This is a genomic window from Pseudoalteromonas sp. RWi3 (assembly GCF_054960735.1).
Map to the genome: position 1 here is coordinate 95,417 of NZ_JBHNYL010000009.1, position 17,101 is coordinate 112,517.

The 17,101-nt window shown below is 39.2% G+C and carries 17 protein-coding genes; 11 read left to right on the forward strand and 6 right to left on the reverse strand.

Annotated features, from left to right (window positions below):
• The first annotated feature begins 35 nt into the window (after nucleotides 1–35).
• Nucleotides 36–461 (forward strand): GNAT family N-acetyltransferase, encoded by a 426-nt coding sequence (locus ACFI4Z_RS12880; RefSeq protein ID WP_462670937.1) that lies wholly within the window; start codon nucleotides 36–38, stop codon nucleotides 459–461.
• A gap of 8 nt (nucleotides 462–469) precedes the next feature.
• Here the strand turns inward: ACFI4Z_RS12880 and ACFI4Z_RS12885 are convergent, their stop codons facing one another.
• On the reverse strand, nucleotides 470–2,095 hold the full coding sequence (locus ACFI4Z_RS12885; protein WP_462670938.1) for a methyl-accepting chemotaxis protein: 1,626 nt from the start codon (nucleotides 2,093–2,095) through the stop codon (nucleotides 470–472).
• A 137-nt stretch (nucleotides 2,096–2,232) separates the two neighbouring features.
• Here ACFI4Z_RS12885 and ACFI4Z_RS12890 point away from each other — a divergent pair, with 137 nt between their 5' ends.
• Together ACFI4Z_RS12890 and ACFI4Z_RS12895 are read left to right on the forward strand one after the other, a co-directional pair.
• A complete protein-coding gene (locus tag ACFI4Z_RS12890; RefSeq protein ID WP_462670939.1) occupies nucleotides 2,233–3,039 on the forward strand; it encodes a substrate-binding periplasmic protein in 807 nt (268 codons plus the stop codon).
• 10 nt (nucleotides 3,040–3,049) lie between these two features.
• Nucleotides 3,050–3,517, forward strand: coding sequence for a DM13 domain-containing protein (locus ACFI4Z_RS12895; protein WP_462670940.1), 468 nt, complete (start codon nucleotides 3,050–3,052; stop codon nucleotides 3,515–3,517).
• A 2-nt stretch (nucleotides 3,518–3,519) separates the two neighbouring features.
• On the opposite strand, the gene ACFI4Z_RS12900 is transcribed toward ACFI4Z_RS12895, so the two are convergent.
• The 3 genes from ACFI4Z_RS12900 to ahpC form a co-directional block, all read right to left on the reverse strand.
• A complete protein-coding gene (locus ACFI4Z_RS12900; RefSeq protein ID WP_462670941.1) occupies nucleotides 3,520–3,924 on the reverse strand; it encodes a GFA family protein in 405 nt (134 codons plus the stop codon).
• A 331-nt stretch (nucleotides 3,925–4,255) separates the two neighbouring features.
• The gene (gene ahpF, locus ACFI4Z_RS12905) at nucleotides 4,256–5,830 is read right to left on the reverse strand and encodes an alkyl hydroperoxide reductase subunit F (protein ID WP_462670942.1); all 1,575 of its coding nucleotides are present in this window, start codon (nucleotides 5,828–5,830) and stop codon (nucleotides 4,256–4,258) included.
• Nucleotides 5,831–5,982: 152 nt separating this feature from the next.
• Nucleotides 5,983–6,552, reverse strand: a complete 570-nt coding sequence (gene ahpC, locus ACFI4Z_RS12910) for an alkyl hydroperoxide reductase subunit C (protein WP_462670943.1) — start codon at nucleotides 6,550–6,552, stop codon at nucleotides 5,983–5,985.
• A gap of 240 nt (nucleotides 6,553–6,792) precedes the next feature.
• Between ahpC and ACFI4Z_RS12915 the strand changes: the two genes are divergently transcribed.
• The 7 genes from ACFI4Z_RS12915 (at nucleotide 6,793) to ACFI4Z_RS12945 (ending at nucleotide 13,315) form a co-directional block, all read left to right on the forward strand.
• Complete coding sequence (locus ACFI4Z_RS12915; protein ID WP_462670944.1) at nucleotides 6,793–7,212, forward strand: DUF3429 domain-containing protein; 420 nt, start codon at nucleotides 6,793–6,795, stop codon at nucleotides 7,210–7,212.
• Between the two features lie 64 nt (nucleotides 7,213–7,276).
• Nucleotides 7,277–7,639, forward strand: a complete 363-nt coding sequence (locus ACFI4Z_RS12920; protein WP_462670945.1) for a hypothetical protein — start codon at nucleotides 7,277–7,279, stop codon at nucleotides 7,637–7,639.
• Nucleotides 7,640–7,695: 56 nt separating this feature from the next.
• Complete coding sequence (locus tag ACFI4Z_RS12925; RefSeq protein WP_462670946.1) at nucleotides 7,696–8,535, forward strand: GGDEF domain-containing protein; 840 nt, start codon at nucleotides 7,696–7,698, stop codon at nucleotides 8,533–8,535.
• A 37-nt stretch (nucleotides 8,536–8,572) separates the two neighbouring features.
• Complete coding sequence (locus ACFI4Z_RS12930; protein WP_462670947.1) at nucleotides 8,573–9,382, forward strand: class I SAM-dependent methyltransferase; 810 nt, start codon at nucleotides 8,573–8,575, stop codon at nucleotides 9,380–9,382.
• Nucleotides 9,379–10,368 (forward strand): Gfo/Idh/MocA family protein, encoded by a 990-nt coding sequence (locus ACFI4Z_RS12935; RefSeq protein ID WP_462670948.1) that lies wholly within the window; start codon nucleotides 9,379–9,381, stop codon nucleotides 10,366–10,368. The genes ACFI4Z_RS12930 and ACFI4Z_RS12935 overlap by 4 nt, the downstream gene beginning before the upstream one ends.
• Before the next feature lie 239 nt (nucleotides 10,369–10,607).
• The gene (locus ACFI4Z_RS12940; protein WP_462670949.1) at nucleotides 10,608–12,284 is read left to right on the forward strand and encodes a methyl-accepting chemotaxis protein; all 1,677 of its coding nucleotides are present in this window, start codon (nucleotides 10,608–10,610) and stop codon (nucleotides 12,282–12,284) included.
• A 182-nt stretch (nucleotides 12,285–12,466) separates the two neighbouring features.
• Nucleotides 12,467–13,315 carry an EamA family transporter gene (locus ACFI4Z_RS12945; protein ID WP_462670950.1) on the forward strand — a complete coding sequence of 283 codons (849 nt, stop codon included), beginning with the start codon at nucleotides 12,467–12,469 and terminating at the stop codon, nucleotides 13,313–13,315.
• A gap of 497 nt (nucleotides 13,316–13,812) precedes the next feature.
• On the opposite strand, the gene ACFI4Z_RS12950 is transcribed toward ACFI4Z_RS12945, so the two are convergent.
• Complete coding sequence (locus ACFI4Z_RS12950) at nucleotides 13,813–15,837, reverse strand: hybrid sensor histidine kinase/response regulator (RefSeq protein WP_462670951.1); 2,025 nt, start codon at nucleotides 15,835–15,837, stop codon at nucleotides 13,813–13,815.
• A 239-nt stretch (nucleotides 15,838–16,076) separates the two neighbouring features.
• Between ACFI4Z_RS12950 and ACFI4Z_RS12955 the strand changes: the two genes are divergently transcribed.
• Entirely contained in the window at nucleotides 16,077–16,766 is a 690-nt protein-coding gene (locus ACFI4Z_RS12955) for a VC0807 family protein (RefSeq protein WP_462670952.1), read from the forward strand.
• Nucleotides 16,767–16,874: 108 nt separating this feature from the next.
• On the opposite strand, the gene ACFI4Z_RS12960 is transcribed toward ACFI4Z_RS12955, so the two are convergent.
• Nucleotides 16,875–17,066: an alpha/beta hydrolase family protein gene (locus ACFI4Z_RS12960; RefSeq protein WP_462670953.1), complete on the reverse strand. Its 192-nt coding sequence runs from the start codon at nucleotides 17,064–17,066 to the stop codon at nucleotides 16,875–16,877.
• Between the last annotated feature and the right edge of the window lie 35 nt (nucleotides 17,067–17,101).

Genomic DNA, 17,101 nt, shown 5'->3' on the forward strand with positions numbered 1-17,101 from the left:
TCGCAGAGAATATGAAATAGTAGAGGCCGGACATAATGAACTACCAAATAAGCTGTAATCAATCACGTTTAAATATTGAGCTCATACATGCGTTCATTTGTGGCACGTATTGGGCGAAAGGGATTCCCATTGAGATTATGCGTAAGGCTATACAAAATTCTTTGTGTTTTGGCGTGTATCATGAGCAAGATGGGCAAGTTGGTTTTGCCAGAGTCATCTCAGATTGCGCAACTTTTGGCTATTTAGCAGACGTATTCATTCTAAAAGAACACCGAGGCAAAGGTTTAAGCAAAATATTACTAACGGAAATTATGGCTCACCCTGATCTACAAAACCTCCGTCGCTTTTGTTTAGCGACAGCGGATGCCCATACATTGTATCAGCAGTTTGGTTTTACACCCTTAACTGCCCCTGAAACAATGATGGAAATTCGTGTCGCAGATGTATACCAGCAACTCTAATCAGTAAATCAGATCTTAAACGCTCCTACTTGCTCTTGTAATCTTGATGCAAGTTCAGCAAGTTCTTGTGAAGCTTGAGCATTTTGCTGTGAGCTCTCACTTACCGACGTAATACTTGAACTAAATTCATTGATATTGCTACTTAATTCATTTGCGACTAATTGCTGTTCTTGGGTCGCAGTTGATACCTGCGTGTTCATATCAGATATTTCAGTAACTTCATGATTAATATCACTTAACACTTGAGACGAGTACTGAGCATGATCGACACTTTCTTTCGCACTACTTTCAGCATTTTCCATTGCACCAACTGCTTGCTGCGCCATGTTTTGCAATTTAGTAATCATTTCATTGATACTGGCTGTCGCTTTTTGAGTATTGTGAGCTAGCTGCCTGACTTCATCTGCTACAACAGCAAAACCGCGACCAGAGTCACCAGCTCGTGCAGCTTCTATCGCCGCATTCAGAGCAAGCAAGTTAGTTTGCTCAGCAACCCCTTGAATCATCATTACTACTTGGTTTATTTCATTGGTTTGGGCGTTTAAATCCGTTATTAATACGGTATTTTGATTGACCAATGCAGATAAGGTATTAATCGACTCAATATTATCTGCTACGGCTTGCTGCCCTTGTTGCGCTTTTGTGTCCGCATTGACTGCTTTCTCTGATGTAGCATTGGCATTGTGCGCGACTTGCTCTATAGCACTGCTCATTTGGGTAATTGCTGTTGCAATCATAGCTGACTGCTGCTCTTGCTCAGTGGCTGTGCTGGCAACTTGTATACTTATAGAGTTCATTTGTTCAGCAGCCGATGAAAGCGTTAAAGTCGCCCCTGCCATATCGGTTACTAGCGTATGAATTCGCGATAGCATAGCATTAAAATTCTGTGCAGTATCTGCTATCTCATCGCTTCCTTTTACCTCTGCTCTAAGCGTCAAATCGGCGCCACTCGCTATTTGAGTAATAGTGTGACGCAAACACATTACAGGGTTTTGTATTGACCGATAAATAAAATAAGCTACAACTAATAAAAGCAAAATGAGTATTACAATGGCTGCTATCATGGCGAATCTAATTAGTTGATAGTTTTCATCTGCTTGTTGTTTAAAGCTATTTGCCTCTTTAAGCTGTAAATCTATTAAATCTTGGTAACTGCTGCTAAGGGGATCAAAAAGCGTATAAAGATCTGCAACGAATTGCTTTTGCGATAATGATGAAAATTCGCCGTTGTTAATCGCCTCTAACAAAGCACTTAAATGCTCTTGCACTGGTAAAAGTTTATTTTCGACATTAGACACAAGCCGTAATTCTTCACTTGTCAGCGTTGTTTGTAAGTAGGCTTGCCATTGTTGCTCTGCTGTACTTTTAGCGTCGTTTACTGCAGATATAAGCGAAGTACGCTCAATAGTCCCTGCACGGTATTTATGCAACAAATCAACAATATTTACAGCATAATTATCTGATACCGTTTTTATCTGTTTAAGCGGAACAATACGGTCATCATATAAACTATCAATCCCTGATACTAATCGCCCCATGGTGCTTATTGAATAAATAGACACAATGGAAAATATTATTAAAGGCAGTAATGCTAATACAGCCAGGCGAGTACGAACTGAATAGTTATTTAACATCTCTATCTCGCAATACTTAATTGATAAAATTAGTATAATAGCAATTCTTAGTTTGCGTTATTTTTTATGCAATAAATTACACCTGTTAGGCTGAAGTGGTTATAATTAAAGTATTTAAACAAGGTAGGTATAGCATTATGCGCTTGCGTTCGTTCACAAAGTTTGTTGGTTTTGTATTGCTATATCATGTGTTTAGTTTGTGTGCGCAAGAAAACGTGATTAACCTTCACTTAGCAACGCCGAGTGATATCAATTCGCCAAGAAATGATTACATGCATGCATTGCTGCGTGCAAGCCTGAAAAAAGAAAACTTTGATGTTAAATTTACTTACTCAACCATCCCGATGAATCGTAAACGAGCCATTGAAGAGCTAAGCCACGAAGGCAGCATTAATTTAGCCTGGTTTTCTATGTCTAAAAGCGCACATTCAAACCTTGTTCACACCACACTCCCGCTGTACAAAGGCCTTCATGGAAAGCGATTGCTAATGATCAATCAGTCGCAACAACACCGCTTTGCAAATATCAATTCACTCGATGAGCTAAAACCACTCGTCGCTTTGCAAAAGCATACTTGGTCTGATTACGATGTCCTAATAAGGAATGGCCTAACAATGAATGGCGAACATGACTATGATGTAATGCTTAAGTTATTAGCCACAGGATTGGCTGATTACTTTCCTCGTTCAGTCTCAGCAATTGCAACTGAAATAGCAAAACAACCTTACAAGCAGCTTATGATAGAACCTACAATAATGTTGCAATATGAAAATTTCTATCACTTCTATGCCCATAAAAAAGACCAGTTGCTCGTAACAAGACTACAACATGGTTTATTAAAACTGCAACAAAGCGGTGAGTTCGACGAACTCTATCAACGTTATATTAGCCGCTCATACAGTGCTTTGAACTTACCTTCTAGAAAGGTATTTAACTTAAAATAAGGCAATTACGATGGTTCTTTTAATTCGTCTACTCAGCTACATCATTGTGTTTGGAATTGGTTTTGCTGCAGGCATGTATGCCTTGCCAATTCTCACAGCACCCACATCACCAAGTAAACTAGAGCTTGCTAATCATGCGCAAAAAGCGATGTATACAGGAGAGTTTAAGGCCGAATTACCGGGCTCTGATTTTCTGCATTTCGCACAAGGTCAGGTAAAATTAAGCAATAGCCACATTTCGTTTGAAGGGGAAATTAGCCCTGGCCCAGACTATCAAATTTATTTGGCTGATCGCTTTGTAGACAATGAAACTGAGTTCCTTGCATTTAAAGGAACATTCACAAGAGTGGCAAGCATCAAAACGTTCAACAGCTTTATGGTCAAGATACCTCAAGACGTTAATATTGCTAATTTTAATACAGTAATCATTTGGTGTGAAAGCTTTGACGAATTTATTAGTGCAGCCAAATACCAATAACCTTATCGCGTTGGTTCAAACCCGTCATAGTGAGCGAGCTTTGCATCAAAGTCTTCCCAATTTGCTTTAGAGCTGCAAAAATTATGACTGAGTGGCCGCTCATTAATATCACTGTCTAAAATACCTAAACGTAACCTCAAGCGCACTGGGTCATCGAAATTCTCACTGTAAACTGGACTGCCGCAAGCTGTGCAAAAGTGACGAATACGACCCGGTTTAAATTCAAAAGCCGTTAAACTTTCTTGGCCTTTAATAACTTGAAAATCATCACGTTGAACAAAACCATTAGTAGCAAAGGCGGTACCGCTAGACTTTCGGCATAATGAACAGTGGCAATGGATAATACTGCTTATTGGGCCATAAACCTCTATCTCTACTTTTTTACACAAACAACTTCCTTGGTACATGTACTTTCCCACTAAAGTTCTCCAATTTTTTTAGAATATAGCATAACTATACCCAAACCACCTCAAGATGTGAGCGTCGCTTTTAAACCAATCCATAGGGCGCTTCACAGAGACTTACTCTCATCGTTGTTACTTCTTAAAAGGGACAGTTATTGCTGCAAAGTAACGCCTTGATATTAAGCATCTGTGAAAAGCTAAATTCTGTCTCTTGAGGTGGCTTGGGTATATCAGACACAAAAAAAGTCGCCTTTGGAGAGGGCGACTTTGGAGAATAACAGTCATGGGTGTATGGCTGTTAAAACATAGACATAGACTGTTAAATCAAGAGTCGTTAAGCAGCATCACTGTTTTGCTCACTGTGACGAATTAAGTAATCAAACGCACCAAGGCTTGCGGTTGCGCCACTGCCCATAGCAATGATAATTTGCTTAAATGGTGTATTAGTTGCATCACCGGCACCATAAACACCAGGTAGTGTTGTAGCACCTTTTGCGTCCACTAAAATCTCACCAAATTTGCTAAGTTCCAATTCTGAATCTTTCAGCCATTCCGTATTTGGGATTAAGCCTATTTGGACAAAAATACCGGCTAAATTAAGGTTTTTACTTTCACCTGTGACACGGTCTTTATAAGCTAGCCCTGTCACCTTTTTTCCATCACCCAGTACTTCTGTTGTTTGGGCGTTTTTGATGATAGTAATATTGTTTAAGCTATTTGCTTTACGAATAAGTACTTCATCGGCGCGGAGTGTATCTGCAAACTCAAGTACCGTTACATGCTCAACAATGTTTGCTAAATCAATTGCGGCCTCAATACCGGAGTTACCACCACCAATTACAGCAACTGGCTTATCTTTAAATAAAGGACCATCGCAGTGTGGGCAATACGCAACACCATGGCCGCGGTACGCTTGTTCGCCTGGTACGTTCATTTCGCGCCAGCGAGCACCGGTTGCTAAAACAAGCGATTTAGCTTTTAAAGTAGCCCCATTTTCAAGTGTAATTTCGTATTTGTTTTTAACTTGTTCAAGCCCAGCAGCACGTAGGTTATGCATTACATCTACATCGTATTCTTTAACATGCTCTTCAAGCTGTGCAACAAGCTTTGGCCCTTCTGTAGCTTTAACAGAGATAAAGTTTTCAATGCCAAGTGTATCTGCAACTTGGCCGCCAAATCGCTCTGCAACAATACCTGTATTTAACCCTTTACGTGCAGAATAAATAGCTGCTGATGCACCTGCTGGGCCGCCACCTACTACTAATACATCAAATTCGTCTTTTTCACTCAGTGCCGCAGCTTGACGTGCTGCACCTTTACTATCTACTTTGTTTAATATGTCGGTTAGGCTTACTGCACCTTGGCTAAATGGTTCGCCATTTAAATAAACAGCCGGTACTGCTAAAATGTTGCGCTCTTCTACTTCCTCTTGAAATAGCGCGCCATCAATCATTGTTGCTTTAATATTGCTATTAGTAGCCGCCATCGTGTTTAGCGCCTGAACTACTTGTGGGCACGTTTGGCAACTCAAGCTGATGTAAATCTCAAAATTAAGTTCTTGCTCAAGTGATTGTATTTGTTGAATATCTTCACTTTTTGCTTTATTTTCGTGTCCGCCGGTATGCAAAAGTGCCAACACTAAACTTGTAAATTCATGTCCCATCGGTACGCCAGCAAACGTAATGTGGGTATTTTTAGCCGATGAGTGTACAACCATAGACGGGCGGCGGGCGCTAGTGTCGGGGTTGTTAATCACCGTAAATTTGTCGCTTAGTGACGCTAAATCATTTGCTAAGCTTTCGACCTCTGCTGATTTTTTGCTGTCATCCAAGGCAATAAGCAGCTCAACAGGTTGTGTAAGCGATTCAAAATGACTTTTTAACTGGTTCTTTATGTTGTTATCTAACATGGCTTAATCCTTACGTGGAAATTTGAGCAGCAGACCTCCCACACCAAGTTTCGGATGTGCTTAATAAACGATATTAATATGGGAGGACCAACAGCGATCATTGCTGGCTTAAGGGCAGTTGCCTGCCCTTTTATTGCAGGTAAAAACTATATTTAGATTTTACCAACTAGGTCTAGTGAAGGGGCAAGTGTGTCTTCACCTGGCTGCCAAGATGCAGGACAAACTTCACCGTCGTGAGTGGCAATATATTGAGCAGCTTGTACTTTACGTACTAACTCTTTGGCACTACGACCAATACCTAAGTCGTGAGTTTCGATAACCTTAATTTCACCTTCTGGGTTCATTACAAATGTACCACGAAGTGCTAAGCCATCGTCTTCAATCATTACACCAAAGCTACGTGTAATGCGGCCTGTTGGGTCACCAATCATTGGGTAAGTGATTTTACCGATTGTGTCTGACGTATCATGCCATGCTTTATGAGTAAAATGCGTGTCAGTTGATACTGAGTACACTTCTACGCCCATTTCTTGAAGCTGTGCATAATGATCAGCAAGGTCACCTAGCTCAGTTGGACATACAAATGTGAAATCTGCAGGATAAAAGAAGAAGATTGACCACTTACCAAGTACATCTTTTTCAGATACTTCTACAAAATCGCCATTGTGGTATGCAGTTGCGTTGAAAGGTTTAATTTTTGTGTTGATTAATGAAGTGCTCATAGTATTCCTCATTGGTATTTAAAATTAAAGTTGCCCAACGCAAGCAAAATGTTTCGCCTGTCGCGTTGGCTTGATTAATACAATAGGCCCATTCATATATTAAATAAAATTGATTGTTTAGATTAAAACAATCAACTTTTCAGATTGAACTTTTATAATTCATAATTCGTATTTACTTTGTTAAGTGTATTGCTGCTACAATAGCAGCGCTATGAAACTGTATTTTAAGGGTCTGCTGTAATGGAAAAATTTATCAATCACATCCAACTTGGTTATTTAGGCTTATTGCCTTTTCTTGGTTGTGTGGGGTGGCCATTAATTACTGGCAGCAATAGTGTTAATTTGGAGTTTTTTACTTTTTACAGCATTGCCATACTTGCTTTTATGGCTGGTAACCAATGGCATGCTGGAAATCAAAGTTATAGCGGCGCATTCAAGGCTGTCGCCCCTGTTATACCAATTCCTTTTCTTACATTTTTGCCTATTGAATGGACGCTTGCATGGCTGGGCACGAGTTTTTGGCTTGTATTATTTTTTGAAAAGTCGACATTAGCTTGGAAAACATATCACCCTGACTACCAAAAAATGCGATTTATTCTGACATCCGTTGTTTTTGTATGCCATATATTAATGATTGGCATGAGTGTCTACCCAGAGTAAACGCCGCTGTGGTGCTTGAGGGTTTAATGTTGTAGTATCTGCCTCCTTAAATTAAGGAGCTTGCATGATAGACCAATTGCGCCAACAACTCGATCAACTCGGTGAAAATTATGTTGAAAAAAACGGCTTGTTCAAGATTAAAGTATTGCCATTTTTTTGTGCTATACATATAAAAAAAGACCGTAAAGGGGAAGGTCGATTATCGTTTTATTCAAACCAGTTAATAGAGATATTATTAGTGGTCCTTTTCCTGTTATTTGGTGTAATGATTTTTGATCCCACAGCTGGTTTTACGCATGGACCAGTGCATATTGTATTTGCCGTATTGATTACATTTAACCTAATTTTGAAACAAATCGCTATTGAAGGGCTCAAGACCCGAATTGCCTTATTCGCTGTGACTCACAAACAAGCACCTAAAAACTAACCAGCATTGTTTTTTTCTGCTATACCTTAATTAAATCAGTTGTTAAAAGGTATGCAATGAAACACCCCTATTGGATAGCAACAATTTGGTTATTAGTATTAGTTTTTAGCTTACAGCTATTCTATAGTGATTTATTTGATGTTGATATTTTAGAGGAGCTTTTTTGGGCTGCGATATCTGTATCTCTTACATTGCAAGTCTATGCTTATATAGGTAATAAACTTTTAGTCTCTGCGTGGCTCATCTATTGCACAGGGCTTGTATTGGATTTGCTTGATGATTTAATCGATACCAAAATTTTCCCTGTGCTATTGTTCGACACTGCACTTAAAAATATAGGCTTTTTATTAACTTGTATGGGTTTATACCTATTAATTTTAGAAAAACGCAAGACGATTAAAAAACTCAATCATGAAATACAACTCAGCCAAGCCCTTCAGCAACAGTTAGAATTAGAAGCAAATCAAGACCAACTGACTAGCTTGGGTAATCGCCGCGCATGCTTCACTCGATTTGAACAACTGAAAAGTCATTACCAGCGTGTTTATTATTTTGACTTAGATAACTTTAAGTTCGCAAATGACAAATATGGCCACCAATGTGGCGATCTCATTTTAACCAGCTTTGCCAAGCGATTATCGACTAAGTTTAGGAAACATAATTGCTTTCGGCTTGGCGGCGATGAGTTCATTGCATTTTGTAATGACGACGCCCCTAATCTGAATGAACTACGCGAATACTTAACAGCAGATATGAAGGAGTTCCAGGTGAGTGTAAGCATTGGCATTGCTCCAATTTGCGCAGAGCAAGACCCTGATACCATTTTACATAATGCAGATCAAAACATGTATGTTGATAAATCACATAAAGCTAGCCGCAACAAAGCATCTTTTTGATATAATTATTGGATGAATGACTCTAATGAATAATTGAATGTATTTAAACCCAAAATGGCGCATCCTCACCGTGGGTGATGGCGATCTGTCCTTTTCACATGCTCTGTTTAATGCAATTAAACCCAGTATCCTTGTAGCATCAACCTACGACAGTAAAAAAACTCTGTGTGATAAATACAGTGATAACGCATTCGAATTATTAGAAAAAGCCGCGGTTAATGTACTGACTCAATTTGACGTAACCTGCCAATCTGATTGGCAACGCTTAGGCGAGCAAAAGTTTGATCTGGTAATATTTCAATTTCCCCTAATTCCTGCTTTTAAAAGTGAGCATGTATTTAAATCACAAACTCAATCAACAAGTGCCAACACACTTAATCGGGCTCTATTACATCAATTTATAAAGAATGCTTGCCAGTTCGCTCTTGATAAAGCTGGACCTCAACTTTGCTATATCACTTCTAAAGATGTGAAACCGTACTTGCATTGGAACATTGAAGGTAGCTTAGTCCAAAATCTTGATGCACATTACCTCGGCCAAATGAACTTTGATATAACACAATTTCCTGGCTATAAAATCCGCAATGTCGATAGAGACAAACACGTTAAAGATACTAGTGGAATTACCTATGTATTTAGCCCAGAGCAAAACAACGCGCTATGTAATGTGTTGAGCTACCCAAGCTATTTAACCGAAAATCATTGTGGCTTGTGCCGAGCAGGCCCGTTTTGCTTTGATGAAGATAAACAAAAGCACTTTAAAGCAAAAAAGCATCAACAAATGTTAAAGTTAGAAGCCGATTGGCAGCAATGGCTTACACAATTTTATAGAAGGGATAATGCATGAACTTTGTAATCGTTGGGACAAACTTTATTAGTGATACTTTATTAATGGCGGCACTCACAGTCAGCGAATTTAACCTTTATGGCGTATGCTCACGCGAGGTATCAACCGGTGAAGCTTTTTTAGCAAAGCATGATCAGCTAGATGCCAAAGTATTTACTAACATTGAGCAAGTGTGTGCTGACAAACAGGTCGAAGCCGTTTACATTGCCGCACCAAATAGCTTACACATGAATTATGCAATTTCTTGCTTAGAAGCAAAAAAGCATGTGCTTGGTGAAAAGCCTTCAGCCGCAAACAGCATTGAGTTAGCTCATATACTCGCGACTGCGAAGCAGCATCAGTGCTTGTATATGGAAGCGATGATGACCACTCACCTGCCAAATTTTGAAGTACTAAAACAAGCACTTGAAAAAATTGGCACACCGCGTAAATACATCGGCCAATACAGCCAGTACTCTTCACGTTACGACAAGTATAAAAATGGCGAACGCCCTAATACCTTTTTACCCGAGTTTGCCAATGGTGCGTTGGTAGATTTAGGCATTTACCCTTTATATCTATTAATTGCATTGTGGGGCGCACCGAATACTGTGCAAGCCAATGGAATACTGTTGGATACGGGTGTTGATGGCGCCGGAGATGTATTGCTCAATTACAGTGATAGGCAAGCTGTGATCAGTTACTCAAAAATATCGCAAGGTGATAACTTTACTGAAATTCAAGGCGAAAAAGGCCGCATTAGAATTGAGGCCGTATCACTGTTAAAGCTACTACAATTTATTGCCAATGACGGCACAACTGAAGAGTTATCACTGCCCTTTGATGAGCACTTTATGCGTCACGAAGTTGCCCATTTTATAGCAACCGCCACTGACCATCAGTGCGAGTCAAATATCAACACCCACCAATTATCACTCGATGTAATGGCAGTGCTTGACCAAGCACGTCAACAATTAGGGGTGGTTTACCCCAGCGATAAAGTCTAGTTTATATTGCTTCACCCAACGTTGGGGCTCTATTTAATAATGTTCTTCGCGGTATACGTAGCATTATATTACTTATATTTCGCTAAAATTTAATAGTGATACTAAGCCCTTAATATTGACTAAATTGTCCCTAAAATCGTCAATACGCCTTAATATTCAATTAGATCATAAATATTCTAGGTTATTTCGAATTTTATTCTATAGTTATTAAGTATGCGTTAAAAAAATTGGAGGCAATTTTGACGATAAGACTAATGCTAAGAATTGTTTTTGCTACAGCAGTTACAATTGCAGCAGGGCTATTGGTAATTATTTTACTGCTTAAATCTGGATTGTCCGACAGTCAACAATCTGCGCAAACTCGCTATCATCTCAGTCACTTTGCCAAACTTTCATCTTCCAATTCAATACGCTTAACTGAGCTTGCTCGCCAATATGTTGTAACATTAGAGCCCAGCTATAAAAATCAATATATTGAATTAGTAAATCAAATCCAGGGTAAAGAAGCTTGGCTAGATGGTCGTAAAAAATCGTACATTGAACGCTTAAAAGAATACCATGTTGGTACTAACGAACTGGCATTGTTAGACAAATCCAATTCACTCTCAATGAATTTAGTCAACACTGAGGAACGCGCTTTTCAAATGGTCAGTGGTTTTGCTGGCCAGTCTCCTGCATCATTGAGTCCGACAGAGCAAGAACAATGGATACAAGCAATAAAATTGCTAACAGATCAAGCTTACATGGGAGAAGTGTCGAAAATACAAGTGCCTGTTCAAGCATTTTTAGCCGCCACAGAAAAAAGTAGTTTAGATGAAGTCGAAACCAATAATAACCGAGTAGCCAACTTAAGCTTTATCAGTATCGTGATGGTGTTAATCATCATCACAATTTTAATTGCCTGTTATTTACAACTGGAAAAACGCGTAATAAAAACCACTGCACAATTAGTCCGCGAGGCACAACGTATCGCTAATGGAGACTTATCGCGTAAAATCATTCATTCTGGGAAGGATGAGATTGCAGAACTGTCAGCCAGTTTTAATATAATGATAGATAAACTGGCTGCATTACTATCTGAAATACATTCACAATCTCAACAAGCTCAAGTTGCTGCTAATGAACTAGATACTATAGCTCATAAGGCAAAAACGCTTAACGATGAGCAAAGTCAGGCGATTGAAATTATCTCAAGTTCAGTTTATGAAAACTCTACTGCTGTTAAAGAAGTATCTAAAAACTGCTCTGAAGCAGCGCAAAATGCTAGTGACGCGGATAGTAAAACACAGTTGGGCATAAATGTAGTCGGGCAAAGCATTCAATCAGTGGAATCGGTTGCGGCTATTTTGACTGAATCAATTAATGATTTAAATGACTTAGAATCCTCTGTTAACGAGGTAGCTGTGATATTAAACGTAATTAGTAATATTGCTGAGCAGACCAATCTACTAGCATTAAATGCTGCCATTGAGGCCGCACGCGCAGGCGAGCAAGGACGAGGCTTTGCAGTTGTTGCTGATGAAGTGCGCACGCTAGCAAGCAGAACTCAGGCATCTACCGTTGAAATTCAAGACAAGATTAACAGCCTGCAATCTGCCAGCAACGCAGTGACTGAACGAATCCGCAATAGTGATGAAAGGGTAAAAGATGCGGTTAGTAATTCTGAGAAAGTGGGTGATATGTTGCAAGAAATTAGCAATCAAGTGCGTTTAATTTCTGACGCAAACCGAACTATAGCTTCAGCATCTGAACAACAAGCACAAGTTACAGAAGATATTGCCGAGCGATTAACTGGGATCCAAGATGCTAGCGTACAATCACAATCTCAAACTGCGCAAATATCTTCTTCCTCAAGCGAGTTGGCGCAAGTTGCGGTTAACCTAAATACTCAAATTAGTAAGTTCAAGCTTACCTAGCAATAAAGCACAAATGCTTTTTATAACTCTTACAGATCTATACAAAAACGAACGGTTAAATTTTAACTTAGCCGCTCGTTTGTTTTACTGACGCTTATCGCAAATATATTAAATTCTAATTTTAATCTGTACACTCTGCCCATCGTCATCTTTACTTTTTTATATTAAATATGTCTCGAATCATGCCCTCATTTTTAATTGCTGTGATCTGCGTATTACTGGCAATGATCACCATTCAATCTGGCGCGTCAGTTGCAAAAAAACTGTTTCCTTTGATTGGTCCTGAAGGCACCACCGCCTTACGTTTAGGTTTTTCTGCTGCTATTTTATGCCTTGTCTTTCAACCTTGGAAATCGTTTCCTCCTTTAGGTCAGCGCGTACCTGTCATAGTCTATGGTTTAAGCCTAGGAGGCATGAATATTTTGTTTTACTATGCCATTGAGCTTATCCCCCTTGGCATTGCTGTTGCTCTTGAGTTCACAGGCCCCTTGGCTGTGGCCTTACTATCTTCACGAAAAAAACGCGATTTATTTTGGGTGGCATGTGCAATAACAGGCATAGTTTTGCTTCTGCCAGATATGAATGGTGAAGAACGCTTAGACCCTTTAGGTGTAATCTTAGCCTTAGGTGCGGGTGCATGCTGGGCCTTTTATATTTTGTTTGGCAAAAAAACCGGTAATCAGGGGTCAGGCGGAATGACGGTTGCATTGGGAATGAGCGTTGCTGCCATTGTGCTTGTGCCTTATGGCGCATTTAATCAAGGTTTAGCTTTACTGAGTTGGGAAGTTATTCCGCTTGGGTTTTTAGTAGCAATTATGTCAAGTGCACTACCCTACACGCTAGAAATGGTCGCACTTCGCAATATGCCTGCACAAGGTTTTAGCATTATGATGAGTTTGGAGCCAGCTGTTGCTGCATTAGCTGGTTTTATAATTCTTGCAGAAATGTTGAGTGTGTGGCAGTGGCTCGCAATTTTGCTGGTAATTGTAGCTTCTATTGGTAGCTCTATGTCCAATTCAAAAAGTAGCTAACTTTTACTTAAATGCAAAATGATTTCAGTCAAATGCTTTATACATTGCTTACTCTGCTTATTGAATGAGCTGCTCAGAATTGGGGTTATCTTTAAAAACAGTCACTCCAATACAGGCCGAAACGTTTCGATTCAGCTCTTTAATGGCACCAGCTATAAACGCAACTTTCTATATTAAACGCTTGAAACAGCTAAGCAAAGGTGTATTACTCAAGATATAGAATTCGGCGTTACACAGGTGCTTAATATCAAGGCGTTACTTTGCAATAATGACAGTCCCTGTTAGGAAGTTACAACGATGAGAGCAAGTACCTGCTAAACGCCCAGAGTGTTGCTTTAAAAGTAATTTATACTGCGTTATCGATTTTAAAAATAGAACCAATATAACCTGAAATAAATGCCTTGCCTAAATCGCTTTTAATTACAACTGAAGCTAGCATATTGAGGTGGTTTAAGTAGATTCATAGCACTTATCACATTAAAGTAGACGTGTGTCGTTTACGCTTTGTTTGATGCTCGCTTTTCTATCACTCTTTTTACCGCTTCTTCTATTGCATGCAACTTAAATGGTTTTGATATAAACATATCCATGCCAGCTTCCTTACATGCTATTTTATCGGTTGCAGACGTATTGGCTGTTAAAGCTACAATGAGCGTGTCTTCAAAAGTGCTGATATTTTGTTCTCTCAATATTTGCGTAGCTTCTAGGCCATCTAACACAGGCATAACGCAATCCATAAATATGAGGTCGTACTTATGCTGTTTACATTTAAATACCGCATCTTGACCATCGACGGCCATATCAGCTTTTATATTGAGTTTTTCTAACGATGCATCTAAAACGAGTCGATTGATTTGATTATCATCAACCACCAGCACAGATAAACAACTAGTATCTATCGTGCCATCACTTGCTTGTAACGTCTCGTCCTGCCTTTTGCCTACCTTTAAGGGGATTTGCAAGGAAAAAGTAGTGCCTTGGCGGTAAGTACTGTCCACATTAATAGAGCCACTCATGTATTCAACAAGCTCTTTGACTATCGCTAAACCTAGGCCACTGCCCCCTACGCTTTTTTGTCTATCCACTTCTTGCGTGAACGGAGAAAAAAGTGACTCTAGAAATGCTTCAGTCATTCCTCTTCCTGTGTCACTAACTTTGATATCAAGTAATAAATCGTTATTCGATTTCACTGCAATCACTGAAAACTCAACACAGCCAACTTCGGTAAATTTAAGCGCATTACTTAATAAATTAGAGACAATTTGACTCAATCTCGTGTTATCGCAGTATGCCCAACAATCATCAGCAACATTAATATTGGTTTTAAATTCAACTTTTGCTGCTTTAAATAATGGGATGTATAGGGAGATCAAATCAACAAAAATAGTTTTTAATAAAAAATGATTGGGCTCGAGCTTTAATTCACCGTGGTTTATTTTTGAAAAATCCATTACTTCATTGATAATATTCAGTAATATGTCGGCGCTCCTTAGAGCTACTTTTAATTTTTCAACTCGTCGGGTTTCATCTTTTTCACCTAACAAAGTCGTCAACATACCTGTGATTCCATTGAGCGGTGTACGTAACTCGTGACTTATCTTTGCCAATAACATGCTTCTGTCTTCAAGCATTCTTTGCGCGAGAGCCTGTTTGTTTTTTAACGCAAGCCTCAATTCAACTGACTCTGTAACCTCTTGAAGTGTGCCGAATAATCTAACACATTTGCCATCAACAAATTCAGCCTCGCCAAACGATGATACCCAAATATTTTTACCCTTCGCGGTCAACAACTCAAGCTCTAAGTGCCATTTTTCACCCAATGTCATGGCCTTTTCAACGGCTCTATTTATGTCTTCTTGGCTTTTTCCAGCTTTAAAGAACTCAGTCGTTGATTTAAGATCTGGTTGAAATGACATAGGAACTTGATATATCCGTCTGACTTGATCACTGCAGGTTACTTTTTTATCTAATAAATCCACCTCCCACGTACCAATGTTTGCCACATTTTCAAGCTTTAGCAGTGTGTTGTTATTTTTTATTAACTGCTTCGCTGCCATTCGTCTTGCAAACTCAGCCCCAAGCCACTGTGCAAATAGTTCAACGTAGTCGTACGCTTGTTCTGTAAAAGGTTTAGATGCTTTAGATGCGGAAAAATTAACTGTGCCGTAGGTGTCTGCTCCCACCTTTATAGGGGCGCCAATATACGATTCTAACTGAAAATTTATATAACAAGGATGGTTTGCAATTCTGCTAGTGGATGCTTGGTGAAACGCCAGTGCACCGTCAGCCGCTAGTGTGTGAAGACAGTAAGTTCCAGATAACTCAAAGCTAGTGCCAACCGGTAATGAGTCATCGGGTGTGATTACATACTTAACGAGGTAAGACTCTTCGGCTATTTTACTCACAATTGCAATATCAAGCTCGAACACTTCGAGCCCAAACCTCAATAAACTATAAATTTTATCATCAAAACTTTGAGTTTGATCAGATACAATATCGTGAAATCTTCGTAGGAATTTCAACCGTTTCTTTCCTTGTTTACAAAACAAAATAAGTCGTTTTTAACAATAAGACACCCTCTATTAAAGGTCAATTAATCTTATGTTTTTATTGTGCTTAACTGACCTTTAGATTCTCTTTACAAACTTGTAGTGCGTATTTCCTAAACTAGTCTTTATATAGGAATGTAAAAATTAGAGATATGTATCTTACTGGCAGATATGTATATACTAAATCCAATTGAAGTAAGAAAAATATACCTATGACAACTCAAAAAAAGAAAAGTAATTTTTTCAGTAACCTTATTTTTAATATTATTTTACCTGCGGTTATTCTAAGCCGTTTTAGTACACCGGATACACTTGGCCCTGTTTGGGCAGTTGTTGTTGCACTCGCATTTCCGTTATTTTTCGGCTTATGGGAGCTCAAGCAATCTGGAAAAGTTAATTTTTTCTCTATTTTAGGGATTATTAGTGTGCTATTAACTGGGGGAATTAGCTTATTTGAACTTGACCCTAAGTACATCGCTATTAAAGAAGCAATGGTACCTGCAATTATCGGTATTATTGTGTTAGTGAGCCAATACACGCCGTATCCACTCATCCGCAAGTTATTGATTAACCCTGAACTGTTAGATATAGAAAAACTCACTCAATCGCTTGAGCAACAAAATAACACTGCGGTATTTGATGCAAAAATGCGTTTAGCTGGGTTTATTGTTGCCAGTGCGTTCTTTTTATCTGCCACACTTAATTACTTTTTAGCCAAAGCCATTGTGGTAAGTATGCCTGGCACTACGGCCTATGCAGAAGAATTGGGGCGTATGACATGGTTAAGTTACCCGGTCATTGTAGCGCCTACAATGGTGTTACTAGTTGGTGCGATTATATTCACTTTTATGCAAATAGGTAAGCTGACAAAGCAGCCAATTGATGACTTTATATTGCAATAATATGCTTTGTTGAATGTTGATGATAGTGTTGCATTGCTCAAAAACAACATAAAACAAGCGCGGCTCTAAGAATTTACTTCATCTGCCGCGCTTATTTTCATAAATACACTATTGCGCTTGAGAAACTTCAGCAGGTGCTTCACCCGTTAGCAAGTATTTTTCAAGCCATTGTTCTTGCTCCCAAAGCACATGCAATAAGCTCTTGCGCGCTTTATAGCCATGGGCTTCATAAGGCAACATCACTAAACGCGTTTCTTTGCCTAAGCCTTTAAGGGCAGCATACATACGCTCACTTTGCATAGGGAAGGTGCCGTGAGATTAAGAGTGGATCTTCT

What these genes read in the sequence shown, in the direction of transcription:
- ACFI4Z_RS12960 (WP_462670953.1), bottom strand. Translation starts at nt 17,066, where the DNA reads ATGCAAAGTGAGCGTATGTATGCTGCCCTTAAAGGCTTAGGCAAAGAA.
- ACFI4Z_RS12955 (WP_462670952.1), top strand. Translation starts at nt 16,077, where the DNA reads ATGACAACTCAAAAAAAGAAAAGTAATTTTTTCAGTAACCTTATTTTT.
- ACFI4Z_RS12900 (WP_462670941.1), bottom strand. Translation starts at nt 3,924, where the DNA reads ATGTACCAAGGAAGTTGTTTGTGTAAAAAAGTAGAGATAGAGGTTTAT.
- ACFI4Z_RS12945 (WP_462670950.1), top strand. Translation starts at nt 12,467, where the DNA reads ATGCCCTCATTTTTAATTGCTGTGATCTGCGTATTACTGGCAATGATC.
- ACFI4Z_RS12885 (WP_462670938.1), bottom strand. Translation starts at nt 2,095, where the DNA reads ATGTTAAATAACTATTCAGTTCGTACTCGCCTGGCTGTATTAGCATTA.
- ahpF (WP_462670942.1), bottom strand. Translation starts at nt 5,830, where the DNA reads ATGTTAGATAACAACATAAAGAACCAGTTAAAAAGTCATTTTGAATCG.
- ACFI4Z_RS12920 (WP_462670945.1), top strand. Translation starts at nt 7,277, where the DNA reads ATGATAGACCAATTGCGCCAACAACTCGATCAACTCGGTGAAAATTAT.
- ACFI4Z_RS12930 (WP_462670947.1), top strand. Translation starts at nt 8,573, where the DNA reads ATGTATTTAAACCCAAAATGGCGCATCCTCACCGTGGGTGATGGCGAT.
- ACFI4Z_RS12880 (WP_462670937.1), top strand. Translation starts at nt 36, where the DNA reads ATGAACTACCAAATAAGCTGTAATCAATCACGTTTAAATATTGAGCTC.
- ACFI4Z_RS12925 (WP_462670946.1), top strand. Translation starts at nt 7,696, where the DNA reads ATGAAACACCCCTATTGGATAGCAACAATTTGGTTATTAGTATTAGTT.
- ACFI4Z_RS12890 (WP_462670939.1), top strand. Translation starts at nt 2,233, where the DNA reads ATGCGCTTGCGTTCGTTCACAAAGTTTGTTGGTTTTGTATTGCTATAT.
- ACFI4Z_RS12895 (WP_462670940.1), top strand. Translation starts at nt 3,050, where the DNA reads ATGGTTCTTTTAATTCGTCTACTCAGCTACATCATTGTGTTTGGAATT.
- ACFI4Z_RS12935 (WP_462670948.1), top strand. Translation starts at nt 9,379, where the DNA reads ATGAACTTTGTAATCGTTGGGACAAACTTTATTAGTGATACTTTATTA.
- ACFI4Z_RS12915 (WP_462670944.1), top strand. Translation starts at nt 6,793, where the DNA reads ATGGAAAAATTTATCAATCACATCCAACTTGGTTATTTAGGCTTATTG.
- ahpC (WP_462670943.1), bottom strand. Translation starts at nt 6,552, where the DNA reads ATGAGCACTTCATTAATCAACACAAAAATTAAACCTTTCAACGCAACT.